Source organism: Micromonospora krabiensis (genome assembly GCF_900091425.1).
Taxonomy (GTDB): Bacteria; Actinomycetota; Actinomycetes; order Mycobacteriales; family Micromonosporaceae; genus Micromonospora; species Micromonospora krabiensis.
Genome location: NZ_LT598496.1, coordinates 3,921,859 through 3,942,488, shown reverse-complemented (window position 1 = coordinate 3,942,488; position 20,630 = coordinate 3,921,859). Strand labels below are relative to the sequence as shown.

The window sequence follows — 20,630 nt, the reverse complement described above, 5'->3', positions numbered from 1 at the left end:
CCAGGGGGGACAACCGGCGCTGAGCCGTCGTGAGCAAGGGAATCGCCGTGACCGTACCTGCCCCCGACCCACGTGAGGTGCGTGAGGCGAGCCTGGACGAGCTGTCCCGGCTGGGCCTGCCGCTGCCCCCGTCGCAGTTCCCGCTCGTCTGGGAACCGGGCGACCAGATCGAGTTGCGCCCGACGGTGGAGATCGAGGCGCGGATCGCGGTGCTGCACCTGATCCTCGCCCGGTGCTTCGGGATGCCGCCGCAGGCCGCGATGGGCTGGCTGCTCTCCTCGCACCTGGTCGAGATGGTCACCCCACCCGAGTGGCAGTTCGTGACCGGCAGCAAGGGCGACCACCGCTCGTTCGTGCTGCACCACGACGCGCTCTTCTCGCTCGCCTGGGTGCTGGGCCTCACCAAGGTGCTGGACCCGACGCTGCCGGTCGACGAGCGGCTGGTGGAGCGGATGCCGCACATCGCCGGCGGGGAGACCTTCGCGCACTGGCGGTCCCGCATCCTCACCGCGCCGCAGCACCCCGCCGACGCCGCCGCGCTGCTCGACCTGCACTACTGCCTGGACTGGGCGTACCTGGAGATGGAGCGGCACGGCCGCACCCTGCCCGGGCTGGTCGACGCCAACGCGATCGGCCAGCGCCGCTGGGCGTTGGAGTGGGCGGTGATCCTGCGCGGGCCGTACCACGACGAGCCCCCCGGCTGGGAAGAGGTCGACCTCTCCACCTGAGGGTCAGCGCGGCAGCGGCCGCCACACCGCCAGCCGGACCGCCGCGGTGACCCGGACCGGTTCGGCGAGCCCGGCGATCCGGGCGGCCAGTCCCGACGGGTCGGTGTGCCAGGCGCTCGGGCCCATGCCCACCAGCGTGGCCACCTCCGGACCGGTCAGCGTCAACGCGCGCCGGTGCACCGTGTCGTCGGTCCGGGTGAAGTGCTGCCCGAGGCTGCCCGCCACGCGGTCCTCCTTGGCCGGGTCGACCCGCAGCAGCCCGAGCGGGCCGACCAGCTCCGCGAGGTGGTCCTCGGCGGGCGTGACCACGAGCAGCGCCCCCGCCGGGTCCAGCACCCGGTGGAACTCCGGGCCGTTGCGCGGCGCGAACACGTTCAGCAGCAGGGTGGCCGCGCCGTCGGCGAGCGGCAGCCGCTGCCAGGTGTCGGCGAGGGCCGCCGCCGCCCTCGGGTGGGCCCGGGCGGCCCGGCGCAGCGCCGGCTTCGAGACGTCCAGCGCCAGACCGACGGCCTCCGGCAGCGCGGACAACACCGCCGCGAGATGCCGGCCGGTCCCGGCCCCGGCGTCCACCACCAGCGGGTACGCCCCGGTCGTCGGTGCCGTCACGGCCGCCGCCGTGGCGGCGAGCGCGGCCGAGATCAGGTCGTAGTGACCGGCGGCCAGGAAGTCGGCGCGGGCGGCCACCATCTCGGCGGTGTCGCCGACGTGCGGCGCGCGACCGGCGAGCAGATTGACGTAGCCCTGCCGGGCGACGTCGAAGCTGTGCCGGCGCGGGCAGCGCAGCGCGCGGGCGGTGCCGGCGCTCGCCTCGGCCAGCGGTTCGCCGCAGACCGGGCAGCGCATCCGGTCGAGGATGCGGGCGTCCATCTCCGGCGCCCGGCCGGTCGGCGCGGCGCCCGCCGCGCGGCTGCTCTCCACGCGGTCCACGGTAGGCCACGCGCGGCCCCTTCCCGGCGGTGGCGGGTGGTCGCTGACTAGGGTCTGGGCATGGTCGCGACTATCCGGTACGAGGACATCGTCAAGGTTCCCAAGGCGCTCCTGCATGATCACCTGGACGGGGGCCTGCGGCCGGCGACGATCGTCGAGTTGGCCGCCGAGGTGGGGCACGAACTGCCGACGACCGAGCCGGATGCCCTGGGGCGCTGGTTCGTCGAGGCCGCCGACTCGGGTTCGTTGGAGCGCTACCTGGAGACGTTCGCCCACACCGTCGCGGTGATGCAGACCGCGTCCGCGTTGCGGCGGGTCGCCGCGGAGTGCGCTCTCGACCTGGCCGCCGACGGAGTGGTCTACGCCGAGGTGCGGTTCGCGCCGGAGCAGCACCTGGAGCGCGACCTCACCCTGGACCAGGTCGTCGAGGCGGTGCTCGCCGGTTTCGCCGAGGGCAGCGCCCAGGCCGCCGCCGCGGGCACCCCCATCCGGGTCGGCACGCTGCTCACCGCGATGCGGCACGCGGCCCGCTCGCAGGAGATCGCCGAGTTGGCGGTGCGCCACCGCGACGCGGGTGTCGTCGGCTTCGACATCGCCGGCGCCGAGGCGGGCTTCCCGCCGACCCGGCACCTGGACGCCTTCGAGTACCTCCAGCGGGAGAACTTCCACTTCACCATCCACGCCGGCGAGGCGTTCGGATTGCCGTCGATCTGGCAGGCGATCCAGTGGTGCGGCGCGGACCGGCTCGGCCACGGCGTACGGATCGTGGACGACATCGACACCAGCGGCCCGACGCCGGTGCTCGGGCGGCTGGCGGCGTACGTGCGGGACAAGCGGATCCCGCTGGAGCTGTGCCCGTCGTCGAACGTGCAGACGGGGGCGGCGACCTCGATCGCCGAACACCCGATCGGGCTGCTGCGGGACCTCCGGTTCCGGGTGACGCTGAACACCGACAACCGGCTGATGAGCGGCACCTCGATGTCGCGGGAGATGGCGCTGCTGGTGGAGGCGTTCGGCTACGGCTGGGCCGAGCTGCGGTGGCTGACCATCAACGCGATGAAGAGCGCCTTCATCCCGTTCGACGAGCGGCTGCGGATCATCGACGAGGTGATCAAGCCCGCCTACGCCACGCTGTTGGACGACTGACCGGGCGGGTGCGGGTGACCCGGCCCGCCGTGGTGCGCGGTCGGGTGCCCGGCCCGGTGCGGGTGGCCGGCGAGCAGGGCGGCCACCCGGCGCAGCACGACGCGGCCCCGGGCCGCCTCCGCGCCCAACCCGGTCTGCCGGCGCAGCACCGTCGGCTCGGTGCGCAGCAGGAGCAGCCCGCGCCGGATCAGCACCCGGGGCGCCTTGCGCTGCTCGCCCAGGTCGCGGGCGAGCCGCCGCAGGAAGGTCGCGCCGCGCGGTCGGCGGAGCGCGTACGCCCCGGCGAGAAGCCCGCGCCGGCGGCACTCCGCGACGATCTCGGCGGCGAAAATCCCTTCGGCCACAAAAAGTGGCGAACCGGCTATGTCAAATGGCCGGGTGGACACCCGACGGTCCGCGCCTATCGCATAAACCGGCACATCGGCCTGACCCTCGCGAGCGAGCCGCGCAATGGTTTCCACGGCCGCCTCCGCGTCCCAGGACAGCGGTGACTCCCAGTCCACCTGGCCGTTTCGTCGCGGCAACGTAGGGTCATCGCCGTCCTTGTAGAAGTCGTCCAGGCAGAGCACCGGCAATCCGGTTCGCGCCGCTATGTACGACTTTCCGGAGCCGGAAGGGCCGGCGAGCAGGACGACGCGGTGCGGGTGATTCATTACCTTCAGTGACTCCGGCCAGACGGACTGCTATCAAATTGCATCAACATCTCATCACACCATCGGCGGGGACCAACCTGGGCTTTCTCTTTGAGGGGCGGCGTGATGGAATCTCGGGGGTCCGACCCGCCGGGTCGGTCGCTGGGCGTTGCCCGGGGCAACGCGCTGAAGCTGTAATCGCGAGGGCGGTGACGTGAGCAAACGGCCAACGACGGCGGGCTCCTTCCTGTCGCGGCTGCGCCGGCCGGCCAGCCGACTCCGGGACATGCCGATCTGGTCCAAGCTCGGTCTCATCATGATCGTGCCGACCATCGCCACGGTCGTGGTGGGCACCAACGGTCTGGTGAGCCACCTGGAGACGCTCAACAATGCCAACCGGGCCGGCAACCTGGCCAACCTCTCGGGCTACGCGGGTGACCTGATCGACACCCTGCAGGACGAGCGGACCACGGCGGTGTTGCTGCTCAGCTCCCCCGAGGGGCAGGCGAGGGCGCAGTACCAGGAGGCGTACCGGCGGGTCAACTCCCGGGTCGACCAGTCGAAGGCTCCCTACCTCCAGCAGCGCTCGGACGTCGAGGACCTGCCGAACAGCCTCGAAGGGCTGCTCGACAAGATCGACACCAGCCTGACCGACCTGCCCGGCATCCGCAGCCAGGTCTACAACGGCAAGCTGCGGCCGACCGACGCCACGCAGTCGTACGAGGGCCTGATCTCCGACCTGCTCGCCATCCGCGACTCGTCCACGCAGCTCGCCGGTGACAACGATCTGAGCGACCGGATGCGCGCCGCCGCGGCGGTCGCCCGGGAGAAGGAGTTCCTCTCCCTGCGCCGTGTCGTGGTGCACCGGGCGCTGGCCCAGAAGCAGCTCACCCCGGCCCTGCGCACCGAGTACATCGCCAGCGGCACCGGCCAGGACCAGGCCGTGCAGAGCTTCAAGGCGGTCGCCAGCGAGGACGAGGCCCGCTTCCACGACCAGACCGTCGCCGGTGGTGACCGTCGCGAGGCCGAGACGTACATCGGCTGGATGAACGGCAACACCAGCGGCAGCATGGCCAACGCGCCCTTCGGGCCGGACCAGTGGGACGCGGCGATGGTCGCGAACGCCAAGCTGATCCGGACGGTCGAGTCGAAGCTCGACGGCGACGTGGTCCGCCAGGCCGACGAGCTCCGCTCCGACGTGCAGCGGCAGGTGTTCCTGGAGACCGGCCTGCTGCTCAGCATGCTGCTGCTGGCCATCCTCTTCGCGTACCTGGTCGCCCGGTCGATGGCCCGCTCGCTGCGCGACCTGCGCCAGGGCGCCCTCTCCGTCGCCCAGTACGGTCTGCCGCAGGCGGTGGCCCGACTGCGCGACCCGCAGGTCACCGGCCAGCTCTCCCCGGTGCAGCTCGCCAACCAGATCGCCGAGCCGCTGCCGGTCCGCAGCAAGGACGAGTTCGGCCAGGTGACCGAGGCGTTCAACGCCGTCCACCTGGAGGCCGTCCGCACCGCCGCCGAGCAGGCCGCGCTGCGCGCCTCCGTCGCGACCATGTTCGTCAACCTCGCCCGCCGGTCCCAGATCCTGGTCGACCGCCTGATCGGCCACCTGGACCGGTTGGAGCGCGGCGAGGAGGACCCGGACCGGCTGGCCGAGCTGTTCCAGCTCGACCACCTCGCCACCCGGATGCGGCGCAACGACGAGAACCTCCTGGTGCTCGCCGGCGCCGACTCGACCCGCGTCCAGCGGGAGCCGGCCGCGCTGATCGACGTGCTGCGCGCCGCCCAGTCCGAGGTCGAGCACTACACCCGCATCGAGTTCGGCATCATCGACCGGGACATCGAGATCGCGGCGCACGCGGTCAACGACCTGGTGCACCTGGTCGCCGAGCTGTTCGACAACGCCACCGCGTTCTCGCCGCCGGACTCCCAGGTCATGGTCGAGGCCCGCCGGGTCGGCGACCGCGCCTCCCTCTACGTCGAGGACCGGGGCATCGGCATCAGCGCCGACCAGCTGCACGAGCTCAACGAGCGGCTCGCGACGCCGCCGCAGGTGGACGTCGCGGTCTCCCGGATGATGGGCCTGGTCGTGGTCGCCCGGCTGGCGGCCCGGCACGGCGTACGCGTCGAGCTGCGCCCCGGGGCCGACCGGGGCACCGTGGCCGACGTCACGCTGCCCACCGCGGTCCTGGTGCCCCGGGCCCTCGCCGGCCGGGCGCAGCAGCCGCCCGCGCTGCCGGCGTCGACCGGTCCCGCGCTCCCGGCCGGCGGCCCGCCCACCGGCAACCCGGTGCCGACCTTCGGCGCGCTGCCCGCGCTGGGTGTCCGCCAGAGCGAGTCCGGCAACCAGGTCACCCTCGGTGGCCGTCCGTTCGACCCGGCCTCGCCCAACGGTGCGGGCACCCCGGCGTCGGCCGGTGCGGCGCGCGGCATGCCGGCCTGGTCGGACCTGACCGGTGCCACGGCCGCCGCCGGGACCAACGGCGCGAGCCCGTTCACCCCGCGCGCCACCAACGGCCAGCCGATCGATCCGCTGCCCCAGCGGCGCTCCGGCGGCGACGCCGAGCCGACCACCGGCCAGCAGCCGGCGATCCCGCGGCAGCTACCCAGCAGCCCCGAGGCGGGCCCCTACGGGCAGCCGGTCTCGGGCGGCCCGGTCTCCGGCTCGCCGGTCTCCGCGCAGCCCTACTCGGGACCGCCGGTCTCCGCGTCGCCGTACTCGGCCGCCCCCACGTCGGCCTCGCCGTACGCCGGTCCGCCCACGTCGGCCTCGCCGTACGCGGGTGCGCCGACCTCGGCCTCGCCGTACGCGGGTGCGCCGACCTCGGCCTCGCCGTACGCCGGTCCGCCCACGTCGGCCTCGCCGTACGCGGGTGCGCCCAGCTCGGCCGCTCCGTACGCCGCTCCGCCCGTGTCGGCGCAGCCCTACTCCGCGCCGCCCGTCTCCGGCAGCCCGTACTCGGCGCCGCCGGTGGGCCAGCCCTACGCGTCCCCGGTCGCCGACCAGGCGTACGCCGCACCGGCCTCCGCCGCGCCTCCGGCCTGGCCGCCGGTCGCCGGCTCGGACCGGGACGCGGCGACCCCGCCGGTGCCCGAGCGGCTCGCCGCGGCGCTGGACATGACCACCGAGCTGCCGCGGGTGTCGCGGCCCGCGGCGGAGGCCCCGTCGGCCCCCGCGACGCCGCCGACCCCGACCCCGCCGCAGCCCCAGAACCGGCCCACCCCGGCTCCGCAGGCACAGAACCGGCAGCGGTACGCGGACGAGACGATGGAGCTGCCGATCTTCCGGGAGCTCGAGTCGGCCTGGTTCCGCACCCGCCGGCCCGGGCCGGAGGAGGCGGCGAACGCGCCACAACAGGCGGCGACCGCCCCGAAGCAGGCGGCGACCGCGTCGCAGCAGGCGGCGGCCAGCAGTGCGCAGACCCAGCAGTTCGCCGCGGTCGACGCCACCGGTCGGGCCGTCCAGAAGACACCACCCGGGACGACAGGTAACGCACCGATGGCAGACACTCCGACGGCCGGAGGCGCGCCGCGACAGAACGGCTCGACCGTGAACGGGGGCAGCCGTCCCGCGACCGCGGAGAGCCTTCCCCGCCGGCCTCAGCAGGAGACCAACGGCTGGCAGACCGCCGCCGACGACGGCTGGCGGGCTGCCTCGGCCGCCACCGAGGTTCCGGTGCAGGGGACCACCTCCACCGGCCTGCCGAAGCGCACGCCGATGGCGCAGTTGGTGCCGGGCGCGGTGGAGAAGCCCAGCACCTCGGTCCAGCGGCGCACACCGGAGAGTGTCCGCGGCCTGCTCTCGGCCTACCATCGGGGCGTGCAACGGGGGCGCACCCAACCCTCGGACGGCAACCCGACCAGCCCGGAGGCGACTCCGGGAGGGCACCAATCCTCGCAGTCTGGCTCTGGCCCGGTGGCCGGGAGCGGGCAGAAGGAGCAAGAAGGATGACTAGTACGCAGGATCTCGGTTGGCTGCTCGCCAACTTCGCCGACCGGGTACCCGGTGTCGCGCACGCGGTCGCCGTCTCGGCGGACGGCCTGCTTCTCGCCTCGTCCCGGGACCTCCCGCGTGACCGGGCCGACCAGCTCGCGGCGATCGCCTCCGGCCTGGTCAGCCTGACCCAGGGCGCGGCCCGCTGCTTCGAGGGAGGCGCGGTGTTGCAGACGGTCGTGGAGATGGACAATGGCTTCCTGTTCCTGATGTCCATCTCGGACGGCTCGTCGTTCGCGGTGCTCGCGGCGCGTAGCAGCGACGTCGGGCAGGTCGGCTACGAGATGGCGTTGCTCGTCGACCGGGTGGGTGACGCGTTGACCCCGCAGCCGCGCGCGGCCGCGGGAATGCTGGGCTGACGTCCTGCTGACCACGGTCGGCGGAGCAGCAACGACGACACGATGGGCTCCACCGAACGGAGCCGGCGCCGGGTGCGAAGGAGGTGAGCGGCGACATGGCCGATCGTGACGAACCGACCGGAGCGTTGGTCCGTCCATACGCCGTGACCCGTGGACGTACCCGGCCCCGACTCGACATCGCGCTGGAGGCGCTCGTCGAGACGACGGTGCGCGGCCGGGCCGCTGCCAATGGCAACGGCGGCCAGGGCCGCGAGCACCAGTACATCGCCGCGCTGTGTGACGGACGCGTGCAGTCGCTCGCCGAGATCGCGGCGCGGATGCAGCTTCCACTAGGTGTGGCCCGGGTGCTCATCGCCGACATGGCGACGGACGGCCTGGTCGCGGTCCACGAGCCGACCATCCTGGACGACTCGAACGACGCGGTGGGCACTGAACTGCTGGAGAGGGTGCTGAGTGGACTTCGCAGGCTCTGACATGTCGCACCGCCCGCCGACCCCGAGCGGGCGCGTGACGTCGGCGAAGATCGTTATCGCCGGTGGATTCGGCGTCGGCAAGACGACGCTGGTCGGCTCGGTCTCGGAGATCACGCCGCTGACCACCGAGGCCATCATGACCTCCGCCGGCGTGGGCGTCGACGACACCCGGCAGGTGCCGGGTAAGGCGACGACCACGGTGGCCATGGACTTCGGCCGCATCACCATCGACCGTGATCTGATCCTGTACCTGTTCGGTACGCCCGGTCAGACCCGGTTCTGGTTCATGTGGGACGAGCTGGTACGCGGCGCCATCGGTGCCGTCGTGCTGGTGGACACCCGGCGGCTGGCCGACTGCTTCGCGGCGATCGACTTCTTCGAGCACCGGCGGCTGCCGTACCTGGTGGCCATCAACTGCTTCGACGGGATGCAGTACCACGACCCGCAGGACGTCCGGGACGCGCTGGCGATCTCGAGCGACGTGCCGGTGGTGGCCTGCGACGCCCGTAACCGGGAGTCGACCAAGCACGTGCTGATCTCGCTGGTCGAGTACGTGCTGACGATGCGTCGCTCCCGCGCGGTCGCGCCGGCCTGACCGGCGCCGTCGACACGCCCGGTGCGGCTCCGGCCGCCACCGGGCGTTTGTCGCTGCCCGGGTCCCGGCCCGACCCGACGCCCAGCCGCGCCGCTCCACGGGAGCGCCGCGGCGGGCCCGCACGCCCGGAGGCCGGTTGACCAAGAGGTTTGCGTCAGATCCCGCGCGGATCCTGACGCGAACCTCTTGATCGACGCGGAAGGGTGGGAGGCGGAAGGGTGGGAGGCGGAAGGGTGGGGCGACACTGTGGGCGCTCACGGGGTGTGTGTGGCCGCTCTGGTGCCGGACCTACCCGGGGGGCCGGAAACCGTATCCGCGTGCGTCTGCGGCCCGGTGAGCGCGCTCCGGACCCCTTCCTCCGCCACGCATCGAGCCCCTGACCCCGACCCGGTGGACCGGGTGGGAGCCAGGGGCTCGGGTGTCCGTGGCGGCGGTCAGGACCGGTAGCCGGCGGAGCGGTACTCGTACTCCCGGTCGTCGTCGCGGTCGCCGTGGTCGCGGCTGAAGTCCCAGCCACCGGCCGCCTCCCGGCCCGGCCGGCCACCCACCGCGAAGCCGCCGATCTCCTGCCCGCGACGCCAGCCCCGGAAGTAGCCGGTGGTGTTCTCCGCGAGGCTCGCCGCGTCCCGGACGATCCGCAGTGGACGCTCCTCGCGCAGCGGCGAACCGGGCACCAGGTTGGCCTGGGGTACTCGCTTGGGCAGCCCGGCCGACGTCTCCGCGCCCACCGCGGGCCGGGCGGCCTGCTCGGCCGCCTGCCAACCGGTGTCCGCAGTGGTCGACCAGTCCAGGTCCACCTCGTCGTTGTGCCCCACGAACCACGCGGACTTCGCCTGGGCGAAGATCAGCAGGTCGCCGTCGCCGCCCTCGTCCGCCACCGGTGGCGGACGGTGCTCGACGGGGGGCGGCGGCCGGTGCTCGGCGGCGGGACGCTCCGAACGGGCGGTCCGGCCGGTGCGACCCGGGTCCGGCCGGTCGACCAGCCGCAGCGGCGGGGTCTCCAGCTGCGGGTCGGCCGGCGGGGTGGTGCTGTCCCGCAGGGCGCGGTCGGCCAGCGGTGGCGGCTCGACGAGCCGCAGCATCGGCGGCTCCTGGGGCAGGTCGTCGGCGAGCCAAGGCGGGGTGACCCGGCCCTCGCCCGCCCCGGGGTCGGTCGGCGCGTCGATGCCGCGGCCACCCCCGTACGAGTAGGCGACCGGGTTGTTGGCCGAGCTGTCGGCCGGGTCCTCCGGGTTGTTGACCAGCGGCCAGTTCGCCCGGGAGCCGGGCGGAGCGGACTCCTGGTCGGGCCGGGGCAACGGCACCGGGATGCTCAGGTCGGTGGCGCTGAACCCGCCCGTGGGCGGCTCACCGCCGTTCGTCTTCGGCCGCGGCGGGATCACCGTGCGCTGCCGCTCGGCGCGGGCGCTGTTGATGGCCGCGGTGGTCAGCGTGGGCCGGAACGGCTCGCCCGCCTCGGCGGGAGGCACGTTGCCGCGCTGGGCCGGGGCGATCGGTGTGATGCCCGGCGGTGGCGGCGGCGGTGCGGAGACCGGCCGGTTGGTCGGCATGTCGACCCGGCTCGGGATCGGGTCGGGTCGCCCGGGCGGTGCGGACACCGGCGGGTTGCCGTGCGCGGCCGGGGCCATCGGCGCCGGCGCGACGGGCGGCGGGGTGACCGGCGCGGGGGCGACCGGCGGCGGGCCGAGCGGTTGCGGCGACGCGGGCGGGCTGCCCGCGGAGACGGGCTCGGGGCGGCTGCGCCGGCCGCCGGAGGGGGCCGGCTCGGCGGCGCCCGGTCGCACGGCACGCAGGCCGGCGCCGGTGTTCGCCAGATCGGCCACCGGCTCGCCCCGGCGGGCGGCGGCCCGGCGACCGGGCGCGGGCGTCGCGGCGGGCGTGGTGACCCGGGTGCTGAGGGCGCCCACCAGGGCGTCGCACCCCGCGTCACAGGCCCGGACCGAGGCCACCGCCTGCCGCACGGTCTCCGCCACGGCGGAGGTGAGCGTGCGGTTCACCGTGGCGCGGCGCGGAGTCTCGGAGATGGCGACGTGGAGCGCCGTCACCGCCGAGTCGATCTCGTCGGCGTCGGCGATGCCGTCCGCCGCGAGGTGCGCGGCGATGGCCTCGGCGGCGACGCCGACCTCCCGGCCACGGGCCACCGTGCCGGCGAGCATGCCCGGCTCGGGCAGGGCGTCGAGGACGGCCAGCGGTACGGGCTCCGCCGGGTCCGGGTAGGCGCGCAGGGCGGCCGGGTAGAGCTCCCGGAGGACCTCGCGCAGCGCCACGGCCGCGGAGTGCCGGCCGCTGGCCAGCGCGGCGTGTGCGGCGAGGACCTGCTTGAAGCCGGCGAGATCGCGGGGCGCGGGCAGGGTCACCGCGGAGAGCGCACCGGCCTGCAGCGCGCGGGCCAGGCCCACGGCACGCCGCTCGGCGGGAGGCGACTGCATCTCCTCGAGGGAGTCGTCGTCGGCGAACCGCTCGGCGAAGTCGTCGACCGAGTCGTCGTCGGCGATGGCCAGCGGACGTCCCGCCGCGCTCAGCAGCGAGGTGACCGTGTGGTCGTCACTGTCGGCGGCGATCGCCGCACCGCTCGGCCCGCCCGACCGCTCCACGAGCAGCGCGACCAGCCGGGCGTAGCCGGCGGGCTCGTCGCTGATCTCGCAGACATGCAGCAGACGGCCTGCGTCGTCGACCACAGCGGACGTCAGCGTCGAACCGGCCGAGGCCGGTCGGTCGCCCGGATCCGCCGAGGCCAGACCGCAGTACACGCGCACGAGCGCCACGGCGTCGTCCTCCTCCCGGGACAGGTCTTCCTCTGCCAGAGACTGATGCTCCCCGGTACGGGTCAGTCGCGCCAGTCCACGACCGCAGAGATCTTGCCGACAATGGTGCGCCAACCGAGACTTGCGGTTTGTGCCCCGATTTTCTTGAGGCGGCGCCGACCCATGAAACCGCTGATCCCGCCGTTGACGGTGGCGCGCAGCGCGTCGTCCAGGTCGTCGAGACTGGACCCCGCCGACAGCATGTCGAGCACGGCGGGTAGCCGCAGCGCGTACGAGACGTCACGGGCGACCTCGCCGGCCGCGATCAGCAGGGTGGGATCCCACGTGTCGTGCCCGCCGCGAAGATTCTCCACGACCAGGTCGAGCTCGTAGGTGTCCTCGTCCAGCGGGGCGATGTCGGCCGGTTCCACCCGTTCGGACAGTTCTCGCCAGCTGTCCAGTTGGGACAGATCGTTGGGCGCACCGGATCGGATGAAACTCACCAACGATTCCGGCGTCTTGAAGAGCAGGAGCCGGCCGCGGTGGGTGAGGAAGATCGGGACCTCCTCGTCGCCCCCCTCGTCGGTGGCCTCCTCGTCCTCCTCGGCGCCCTCGTCGCCCGCCGCGTCGCGGCGAGCTTCCTTGTCGCTCTCGGCGAACTCCTCGGCCACGTCCTCGTCGAGGATGACGACGGCCTCGTCGTCCTCCTCCTCGATGACCTGGCGACGGGCGAGGAACGGGTCGTCCTGGTCGCGCTCGGTCACGTCGGTGGGGGTCAGCTCCCGCGCCGGCCGGTAGGCCCGCAGCGTGAAGCCGGTGCCGGCGGGCAGGGCGATCTCGACCGGGTCGATGCCGACCTCGTCCCACAGGGCGCGGTCGGCGGACGCGCGCTCGGTGTCGGCCTCCTCCGGCTCGACCGGGTCGGCGGTGTCGTCGAGCTCGGGCTCGTCGGCGTCGGGCCGTTGGGGCGACTGGCGGGCCACGCTGACCTCCGTGTGCTTCGGGCTGCCCACCCGCCAGCATCTCCGACCGGCGAGTGACTATGGGCACATACCCTAGTGGTCCGCCCCGGAACGTCGGTGGCCGCACCCCGCTGGCGGTCCGGCGGTCGGACAAGTAGCGTTGCTACGCATGAAGGCTCAGGCGTTGCACGGTCACCTCGACGCCCTGCTCCTCGCGGTGCTGGAGGGCGGGGCGCTGCACGGCTACGCCATCATCGAGGCGCTGCGCGTTCGCAGCGAGGGCAACCTGGACCTGCCGACCGGCACCATCTATCCCGCGCTGCGCCGGTTGGAGCGGGCCGGGCACGTGGCCAGCACGTGGAGCACCGTCAACGGCCGAGAACGGCGGACGTACGAACTCACCGACACCGGGCGCCGGGCGCTGGCCGGGGAGCGGGCCGGCTGGCACGAGTTCAGCTCGACCGTCGGTCGGTTCCTCGACCCTGCGACGCCACCGGCCAACCCGGCCTGAACGGGAGATCGACCGGCTGGCAGCGGGTCAGCGGGCGGCGAGCAGCCAGCCGCGGGCGGCCCGCCCGACCCACACGTAGCCGACGCCCACCACGGCCATCCCGGCGATCATCGGCGGCCAGGTGAGCGCGGCGTCCCAGAGCCCGATCGACCAGCCGAACAGCCCGGCGCCGGTGAGCAGCCCGAGGGCGAGCAGACCGGTGAGCCCGCCGCCGACCAGCCGGGCGAGTGCCGCGGGACCGGGCCGGCCCGACCGGGCGGCCCACGTCACCAGCAGCAGCCCGGCGACGGCCAACCCGAGGGCGCCCGCCCAGATGACGTTCACCGACGACGAGAGCAGGAGGTAGCCGGCCGGCGGGCGCGGCCCGTCGCTCCAACTGGCGCCCCGCCAGGTGAGGTCACCGGCCACGACCAGGAGGGCGGCGAGCGCGAGCACCCGCAGCGACAGCCCGCGTAGCGCCCCGACCGCCAGCTCGGCCTGCCAGGCCGGCAGCAACTGCGCCGGCCCGCCGAACTCGGCCACCGCGCGCCGCTCCGCCTCCGCCGCCGGCAGCCCGCTGGCCCGGTACGCCTCGGCGGCGTCCTCGAGGCCGTGCCGGGCCTCGGTCAGCAGGTCGGACTTGAGCCGCGCCGGCCCGCGCAGCCGGTCGGCCAGCTCGCGCAGGCGCTCCTCCACCAACAGGTCGTGCGGCATGACCCCACCCTGCCACGGCGGCGCTCGCCGCGTCGTCGGGGAGAACCCTGGAGCGACCCGGAGACCGGTCAGGGTGTCAGGGCCAGGTACCCGCGTTCGGCCGCCTCCTGGAGCAGCCACTGGTCGCGGTACCAGCCGGGGGCGGCGACCAACTCGTCGTGCCGGCCGCGCTGCACCACCCGGCCGGCGTCGAGGACGACGATCTCGTCCAGCCCCGCCAGCCCGCTGAGCCGGTGGCTGATCAGCAGCACCGAGCGGCCGGGGGGCGTCGCGGCCAGCGTCGACGCGAGAACGGCGTCGGCGGCGGCCGGGTCCAGCCCCTCGGTGGGCTCGTCGAGGACCAGCACGGCCGGTGCGCCGAGCAGCGCTCGGGCCAGGGCCAGCCGCTGCCGCTGCCCGCCCGAGAGCTGGCCGCCCTCCTCACCGACAACGGTGTCCCAGCCGGCGGGCTGGGCGCGTACCCACTCCAGCAGCCCGGCGGCGGCGCTCGCCCGGGCCAGCTCGTCCTCGCCGGCGTCCGGTCGGCCGAGCAGCAGGTTCTCCCGGACCGTGGCATGGAAGACGTACGCCTCGGCGAGCAGTCCGCCGACGGCCCGGGGCAGCTCGTCCTCGGCGTACGTGGTGAGGTCGCGCCCGTCCACGCTGACCCGCCCGGTGCTGGGGCGCACCGCGCCGGTGAGGACGGCGGCGAGGGTGCTCTTGCCGGCGCCGCTCGGGCCGACCACCGCGACCCGACGCCCGGCCGGCAGGTCGAGATCGAGGTGGTCGAGCGCCGGTGCGGCACCGGCCCGGTAGCGCACGGTCACCCCGTCGAGGCGCACGTCGCGCGGCTCGGACACCACGGCACCGGCCGCCGCCGGCTCCGGCCCGCTCGGGACTGCCGCCGTCGCGGCGGTGGTGTCGTCGAGCAGCGCGGCGACACGGGCGAGCCCGGCCCGAAGCTGGGTCCACTGCCGCGCCGCGCCGACCAGGGCAAGCGCGACCTCGACCGCCGCCAGGGTGCCGACGGCCAGGACGCCGACCAGCACACCAGGCACGTCCGCCGCGAGCGCCGCCAGCACGACCGCGCCTGTGGTGAGACCGGCGAGCAGGGTGCCCACCGCGTCGACGGCGAAGCCGGCGGCGGCCAGCCGGCGTTCCAGGCGGGCCAGTCGCCGGGCCCGGCGACTGGCGGCGTCCAGCGCCGACCCGGTCGCCCCGAAGGCGGCGAGGTCGGCGGCGCCGTGGGTCAGGTCGATCGCGTCGGCGGCCAGCGCACCGCGCAGCGGGGCCAGCTCGGCGGCGGCGCGCCGGGTGAGGACGGTGGCCAGCAGCGGCAGCCCCACCCCGGCGACCAGCAGCCCGACGGCGAGCGCACCGGCGGCCGGCAGCGAGATCAGGGCCGCGCCGCCCACCGCCACCACGCTGACCAGCGCCGCCGCCGAGCCTGGCACGAGCACCCGCAGCAGCAGGTCCTGCACCGCCTCCACGTCGGAGACCAGCCGACTCAGCGCGTCGCCGGTGCGCGGCGGGGCGGCCCTCCGCCCGGCGAGCGTGGCGAAGACCCGGGCCCGTACGTCGGTGATCATCCGGAGGACGGCGTCGTGCCCGGCCAACCGCTCGGTGTAGCGGAACACGCCCCGGCTGATGGCCAGGGCCCGGACCGCGACGATGGCCACGGTGAGGCGGTCCAGCGGTGGCCGCCCGGCGGCGCTCATCAGCAGCCAGGTCGCGGTCGCCATCAGGGCCAGCCCGGCGAACTCGGTGGCGGCGGCGAGCAGCCCGGCGCCGACCAGCCGCCCGAGGTACGGACGGGCCAACCGCAGCACGGTGCGCTCGGCGGAGGCGCGCGGCAGGCCGGTCGGCGCGGTGCTCATCGGGTCGCCTTCCCGGTCGGCGCGGGCGTCAGCTCGGTGACCCGGCCGTCCTCGATGCGCAGGATGCGGTCGGCGTCCTCCAGCAGCGCGGGCCGGTGCGCGACCAGCAGCGCGGTCCGCCCGGCCACCAGCCGGCGGGTCGCGGCGAGCACGACCGCCTCCGACGCGCTGTCCAGCCGGGCGGTCGGCTCGTCCAGCAGCACCACCGGGGCGTCGCGGAGGAACGCCCGGGCCAGCGCCACCCGCTGCCGCTGCCCGCTGGACAGGCCGTGTCCGCGTTCGCCGAGCACGGTGTCGAGACCGTCGGGCAGGCCGGCGACCACGTCGTCGAGGGCCGCGTCGCGTACGGCCGCGGCGAGGGCGGGCTCCGGGGTGTCGGGTGCGCCGAGTTGGATGTTGTCGGTCAGGGAGGTCGCGAAGAGGTGGGCCCGCTGCGGCACCCAGGCGAGCTGGCGGCGCCAGGCGTCCAGGTCGGCGTCGGCCAGGTCGACGCCGTCCACGGTGACCCGGCCGCTGGTCGGGGCGACGAACCCGAGCAGCAGCCCGAGCAGGGTGCTCTTGCCGGCGCCGCTCGGGCCGACGATCGCGATCCGCTCGCCCGGGCGGACGGTCAGCGTCACGTCGCGCAGCGCTGTCGTCCGCTCGTACGCGACGGTCACCGACTCGAACCGGATCTCGCCGCGGCCGTCGGGCACCACACCGGCCGTCCGCCCGACGGGGGACGGCGCCCCGGCCTCCACCTCGAACGCCTCATTGAGCGCGGCCAGGCCCTCCATGCTGGCGTGGAAGCGGCTGCCGGCGGCCCGCAGCGGCAGGTACGCCTCCGGGGTGAGCAGCAGCACCAGCAGCGCGGTCTGGAGGGCGAGACCGCCGCCGAGCAGCCGGATGCCGACCGGCACCGCCACCAGCGCCACGGAGAGGGTCGCGACCAGCTCCAGGACCAGCGCGGAGAGGAAGGCGATGCGCAGCGTCCGCATGGTGGCGACCCGGTGCCCGTCGGCCATCCGGCGCACCACCTCGACCTGTGCGCGGGCCCGCCCGAAGGCGCGCAGTGTGGCCAGGCCGGCGACCATGTCGAGGAAGTGCCCGCCGAGCAGGGAGAGGCGGCGCCACTGGCGCTCGGTGGCGGCCTGCGCCTGCCAACCGAGCAGCGCGCCGAAGATCGGGATGAGCGGCAGGGTCAGCGCGATGATGACCGCAGAACTCCAGTCGGCGAGCCCGATCCGGGCCAGGACGGCCAGCGGGACGGTCACGCTGAGCACCAGCTGTGGCAGGTAGCCGGTGAAGTAGGCGTCCAGCGCGTCCAGCCCGCGCCCGGCCAGGGTGGCGAGCTGCCCCGCCCGCTGCCCGGCGACCCAACCCGGCCCGTGCCGTCCGACCGCGCCCAGCAGGTCCTCCCGCAGCGCGGCCTTGACGATCGCGGCGACCCGCGCGGCCACCGTGCCCTGCGCCCACACCAGCAGCGCCCGGGCGCCCACCGTGGCCACGAAACCGGCCAGGGCGGGCCGGTCGAGCCGGCCGTCGAACGCGGTGGCGAGCAGCGCGGCGAGCGCGGTGGCCTGCGCCACGACCAGCGCGGCGGCGAGCACGCCCAGGAGTGCGAGCAGGCTGAGGTCGCGGCGGGCCGCGGGGACCCGACGCAGCAGACGCGGGTCGAAGGGGCGGCGTTTCACCAGTACACCGGTGCCCTGCCGTCGGTCCGTCCCCGGAACACCCACCAGCACATCAGCTGAAAGCCTAGTAGGGCCGGCAGAAGCGGCAGCGCCACCCAGCTCAGCAGCCGCAGGGTCGGTGTGCTGGCCGCCGCGTCCGCCACGGTCAGCGACGCACCGGGGTCGACGGTGGAGACCAGCACGTCGGGCCAGAGGGTCGCGCCCACCAGCGCCACGGGCAGGGCCAGGGCGGCGCCGGTGGCCGCGAAGGCGAACCCCGGCCGGCGCCGGGCGAGGGCCGCGCGGGCCACCAGCAGCGCCGCGACCAGCGCCACCGGCAGCAGTACGCCGGCCAGCGGCTGCCGCGCGGCGTCGCGTACGCGATCGGAGAGCAGGCCCGCGACGGTGGCCAGGGTGACGGCGGCGAGCGCCACCGGGATCAGCCGGTGGGCCAGCCGGCCGACCCGGGCGGCCTCGGCGGCCGGCAGCCGCAGCGTGAGGAACGTCGCACCGTGCACCGTCACCAGGGCGAGCATCGCCAGCGCGGCGGTGGCCGCGAACGGGGTGACCAGGTGGGTCAGGCCGGCGACGTGCCCGTCGTCGTGCAGCGGCACGCCCTGGAGCAGGCCGCCGAGCAGGGCGCCCCAGCCGAGCGCGGCGAGCGCGCTGCCGACCACGACCACCCGGTCCCAGCGGGCCCGGGCGCGCTCCCCGGCGGGGCGGCTGCGCAGCTGCACTCCCGCGGTCACGAGGATGACGCCGGCGAGCGCGCCGAGCACGGCCGGGTAGAACCCGGAGAGCAGTTCACCTTCCAGCACCGGGAAGGCGCCGAAGAGGATGCCGACGGCGGCGACGAGCCAGACCTCGTTGCCGAGGAAGAAGGGGCCGACGGCGTTGAGCGCCGCCCGGCGGCGGCCGGGGTCGGTGTTGCGGGCCAGCAGCAGGCCGACGCCGTAGTCGTAGCCGCCGAGCACGAGATAGGTGGCGAAGAAGAGGCCGAGCAGGGCGTACCAGGCGAGTTCCACGGCGACGGCTCCTCAGGCGAAGGCGGGTGCGGGGTGGGTGTCGGTGGCCGGGCCGGCCGGCCGGCCGAGAGCCGGGTCGCCCGCGCCGCGGGCGGCGTGCCGGACGAGCAGCACCCAGTTGGTGACGGCGAGGGTGCCGAGCAGCAGGCTGAACCCGATCAGCGAGGTGAGCATCACGGGCGCGCCGACCGGTGAGACCCCCTGGTCGACGGGGAGCAGCCCGTACGCGACCCAGGGCTGGCGCCCGACCTCGCGGGCGATCCAGCCGAGGATCACCGCGACGAACGGCAGCGGCAGGGCCAGCAGGATCAGCCAGAGCGGGAACCGCAACCGGATCACCCAGTCGCGCCAGAGCAGCGGGAGCAGCAGCCAGAGCGCGCCGAGGGTGAAGCCGATCAGGATCATGAACCCCAGCCCGACGCTGGCCAGCACCGGCGGCGTGTAGTCGCCGGGACCGAAGCGGGTGGCCCACTCGGCGGTCAACGCCTCTGCCTCGGGCCCGCCGCCGAACTTGGTGGGCTGCACGGCGCCGACCGGGCCGAACTGCGCGAAGCCGAAGCCCTGCACCAGCGTGATCGCGCATGCGGAGGTCACCAGGCCGATGCGCAGGGAGGTGCGGTGCAGGGCGTGGTCGGGGGTGCGCCGGATCAGGTGCCCGGCGCTGACCGCGGCCATCAGCATCCCGCCGACCAGCAGGGCGGCCGAGACGACGTGGCCGAACGCCATGCCGAGGCTCGGGTTGGTGAGCAGCGCGCCGAAGTCGGTGAGGTGGGCGATGCCGTCGCGGACCTCGTAGCCGACCGGGTTCTGGAGCCACGAGTTGGCCACCATGATCCAGAATGCCGACGCGTACGCGGTCAGCGCCACGCCCCAGAGCAGCGCGAGGTGGAGGCCGCGGCGCAGCCGGTGCCAACCGAAGATCCACATCCCCAGGAACGTGGACTCCAGGAAGAACGCCACCAGCGTCTCGATCGCCAGCGGCGCCCCGAACACGTTGCCGACGTAGCGCGACAGGCCGGACCAGTTCAGTCCGAACTGGAACTCCATGACGATGCCCGTGGCGATGCCGAGGACGTAGTTGATCACGTAGAGCTGGCCCCAGAAGCGGGTCAGTCGCTCGTACTTCTGGTCGCCGGTGAGCACCCACGCCGTCTGGAGCCCCACGAGAAGGGTGACCAGACCGAGCGTGACGACCACGAAGAGGAAGTGGATCGAGGTGGTGGTGGCGAACTGCAGTCGGGCGAGGAGCAGGGTGTCCATGGCCGGCACTCCAACGGTTGGCTCGCTTGTCATAGCGAGCCTACACGTAGATTCTCTACCTATATCTACTACGTCATGTCGTAGTCAATGTTACGACAAGGTGTAGTAGTTGTCGGTGCCGATGCGGACTGCGACCGGGGGTTGGTGCCGGCGCGGCCGCGGGTCAGCTCAGGAAGAGCGAGACCGGCAGCGTGACCAGGGTGGCCGCGACGGCCAGCGCGGTCGCACCGATCAGTCGGGGCGGCTCGTCCGCGATCAGCAGGCGCTGCACGCGCACGTCCAGGTCCCGGTCGCCGATGCCCAGGGCCCCGGCCGGGGTGATCCGGTGACCGGCGGCGGCGAATCGGCGAAGCGCGCCGGCCAGCGGAGCTTCGGCGTGCAGCTCCCGTGCCTTGTCGTCGGCGCGCATCTCCACCAGCAGGGCGACCCGGTCGTGTGCCCGCCGCACCCAACGCACCCACGGCAGCGCTCGGGTGAGCGCGGTGAACGGCAACAGCACCAGGTCGTGCCGCTCCTGCGCGTGCGCCCGCTCGTGGGTGAGGACCGCCGCCAGCTCCGGCCCGTCCAGCAGACTGAGGGTGCCCGCGCTGACCACCACCCGCGGCTTCACCCCCGGCAGGCAGTACGCCGCCGCGCTCGGGTGGTCGAGCACCAGCGCCCCCGGCGCGGCCGGATCGTCGCGAGCCACCAGGGCGAGCAGTTCCCGGTGCCGCCGCTGGGCGCGCACGGCGCCGTGGACGCTGCGAACCGTCGTGGTCAGCAGCACCGCCCCGATGCCGAACCCGATGCCGACCCCGGCCAGGTGCAGCACACCAAGCCAGGCGGGGAGCACCCCGTGCACGAGATCGGCGGCGAGGGCGAGCAGGGCGCTGCCGGTCGGCAGGCCGTAGCCGGTCAGACCGAGCGCGATCGGCAGGCCCATCGCCGAGAGGCCGACCGCCAGCCCGACCGCCTGCCAGCAGACGATCGCGACCCGCGGGCTGCGCCACGTCCAGGTGGACCGGGCCAGGATTTCGGCGGTCAACCAGCAGGCCAGGATCGTCAGGGCGAAGTGCAGCGCGTACGCCATGGCCGCCGCC

The 20,630-nt window shown here is 74.6% G+C and carries 17 protein-coding genes; 7 read left to right on the top strand and 10 right to left on the bottom strand.

From position 1 onward, the window contains the following. The first annotated feature begins 47 nt into the window (after window positions 1-47). Window positions 48-728 (top strand): DUF4272 domain-containing protein, encoded by a 681-nt coding sequence (locus tag GA0070620_RS18000; protein ID WP_091598942.1) that lies wholly within the window; start codon window positions 48-50, stop codon window positions 726-728. A 3-nt stretch (window positions 729-731) separates the two neighbouring features. On the opposite strand, the gene GA0070620_RS17995 is transcribed toward GA0070620_RS18000, so the two are convergent. After that, entirely contained in the window at window positions 732-1,595 is an 864-nt protein-coding gene (locus GA0070620_RS17995) for a putative RNA methyltransferase (RefSeq protein ID WP_091598939.1), read from the bottom strand. Between the two features lie 120 nt (window positions 1,596-1,715). On the opposite strand from GA0070620_RS17995, the gene GA0070620_RS17990 reads away from it, so the two are divergent. After that, window positions 1,716-2,801, top strand: a complete 1,086-nt coding sequence (locus tag GA0070620_RS17990; RefSeq protein WP_091592442.1) for an adenosine deaminase — start codon at window positions 1,716-1,718, stop codon at window positions 2,799-2,801. On the opposite strand, the gene GA0070620_RS33645 is transcribed toward GA0070620_RS17990, so the two are convergent. Further along, complete coding sequence (locus GA0070620_RS33645; RefSeq protein WP_231921833.1) at window positions 2,777-3,145, bottom strand: hypothetical protein; 369 nt, start codon at window positions 3,143-3,145, stop codon at window positions 2,777-2,779. The genes GA0070620_RS17990 and GA0070620_RS33645 overlap by 25 nt on opposite strands. Window positions 3,146-3,647: 502 nt before the next feature. Here GA0070620_RS33645 and GA0070620_RS17980 point away from each other — a divergent pair. From GA0070620_RS17980 to GA0070620_RS17965, 4 genes are all read left to right on the top strand, one after another. Next, window positions 3,648-7,379, top strand: coding sequence for a sensor histidine kinase (locus tag GA0070620_RS17980; protein ID WP_091592439.1), 3,732 nt, complete (start codon window positions 3,648-3,650; stop codon window positions 7,377-7,379). After that, window positions 7,376-7,780, top strand: coding sequence for a roadblock/LC7 domain-containing protein (locus GA0070620_RS17975; protein ID WP_091592437.1), 405 nt, complete (start codon window positions 7,376-7,378; stop codon window positions 7,778-7,780). The genes GA0070620_RS17980 and GA0070620_RS17975 overlap by 4 nt, the downstream gene beginning before the upstream one ends. A 95-nt stretch (window positions 7,781-7,875) precedes the next feature. Further along, window positions 7,876-8,253 carry a DUF742 domain-containing protein gene (locus tag GA0070620_RS17970; RefSeq protein WP_091592434.1) on the top strand — a complete coding sequence of 126 codons (378 nt, stop codon included), beginning with the start codon at window positions 7,876-7,878 and terminating at the stop codon, window positions 8,251-8,253. 1 nt (window position 8,254) lies between these two features. Then, on the top strand, window positions 8,255-8,848 hold the full coding sequence (locus GA0070620_RS17965) for a GTP-binding protein (RefSeq protein ID WP_076471088.1): 594 nt from the start codon (window positions 8,255-8,257) through the stop codon (window positions 8,846-8,848). Between the two features lie 434 nt (window positions 8,849-9,282). Here the strand turns inward: GA0070620_RS17965 and GA0070620_RS17960 are convergent, their stop codons facing one another. Both GA0070620_RS17960 and GA0070620_RS17955 read right to left on the bottom strand, forming a co-directional pair. Continuing rightward, the gene (locus tag GA0070620_RS17960) at window positions 9,283-11,637 is read right to left on the bottom strand and encodes a transposase (protein WP_091598936.1); all 2,355 of its coding nucleotides are present in this window, start codon (window positions 11,635-11,637) and stop codon (window positions 9,283-9,285) included. Between the two features lie 38 nt (window positions 11,638-11,675). Beyond that, on the bottom strand, window positions 11,676-12,605 hold the full coding sequence (locus GA0070620_RS17955) for a DNA primase (protein ID WP_091592432.1): 930 nt from the start codon (window positions 12,603-12,605) through the stop codon (window positions 11,676-11,678). Window positions 12,606-12,723: 118 nt separating this feature from the next. Between GA0070620_RS17955 and GA0070620_RS17950 the strand changes: the two genes are divergently transcribed. Next, window positions 12,724-13,065 (top strand): PadR family transcriptional regulator, encoded by a 342-nt coding sequence (locus tag GA0070620_RS17950; RefSeq protein WP_091592429.1) that lies wholly within the window; start codon window positions 12,724-12,726, stop codon window positions 13,063-13,065. Between the two features lie 27 nt (window positions 13,066-13,092). On the opposite strand, the gene GA0070620_RS17945 is transcribed toward GA0070620_RS17950, so the two are convergent. The 6 genes from GA0070620_RS17945 to GA0070620_RS17920 all read right to left on the bottom strand — a co-directional run bounded on the left by GA0070620_RS17945 (window position 13,093) and on the right by GA0070620_RS17920 (window position 20,620). Further along, on the bottom strand, window positions 13,093-13,758 hold the full coding sequence (locus tag GA0070620_RS17945; protein WP_091592427.1) for a permease prefix domain 1-containing protein: 666 nt from the start codon (window positions 13,756-13,758) through the stop codon (window positions 13,093-13,095). Window positions 13,759-13,826: 68 nt separating this feature from the next. Beyond that, window positions 13,827-15,614: a thiol reductant ABC exporter subunit CydC gene (cydC, locus tag GA0070620_RS17940; RefSeq protein ID WP_091592425.1), complete on the bottom strand. Its 1,788-nt coding sequence runs from the start codon at window positions 15,612-15,614 to the stop codon at window positions 13,827-13,829. Next, window positions 15,611-17,287, bottom strand: a complete 1,677-nt coding sequence (cydD, locus tag GA0070620_RS17935) for a thiol reductant ABC exporter subunit CydD (protein WP_091592423.1) — start codon at window positions 17,285-17,287, stop codon at window positions 15,611-15,613. The genes cydC and cydD overlap by 4 nt, the downstream gene beginning before the upstream one ends. Continuing rightward, the gene (locus tag GA0070620_RS17930; protein WP_091592419.1) at window positions 17,284-18,291 is read right to left on the bottom strand and encodes a cytochrome d ubiquinol oxidase subunit II; all 1,008 of its coding nucleotides are present in this window, start codon (window positions 18,289-18,291) and stop codon (window positions 17,284-17,286) included. Before GA0070620_RS17930 ends, cydD begins: the two co-directional genes overlap by 4 nt. Before the next feature lie 12 nt (window positions 18,292-18,303). After that, window positions 18,304-19,551 (bottom strand): cytochrome ubiquinol oxidase subunit I, encoded by a 1,248-nt coding sequence (locus GA0070620_RS17925; protein ID WP_091592417.1) that lies wholly within the window; start codon window positions 19,549-19,551, stop codon window positions 18,304-18,306. A gap of 163 nt (window positions 19,552-19,714) precedes the next feature. Continuing rightward, complete coding sequence (locus GA0070620_RS17920; RefSeq protein WP_091592415.1) at window positions 19,715-20,620, bottom strand: M56 family metallopeptidase; 906 nt, start codon at window positions 20,618-20,620, stop codon at window positions 19,715-19,717. Window positions 20,621-20,630 lie beyond the last annotated feature (10 nt).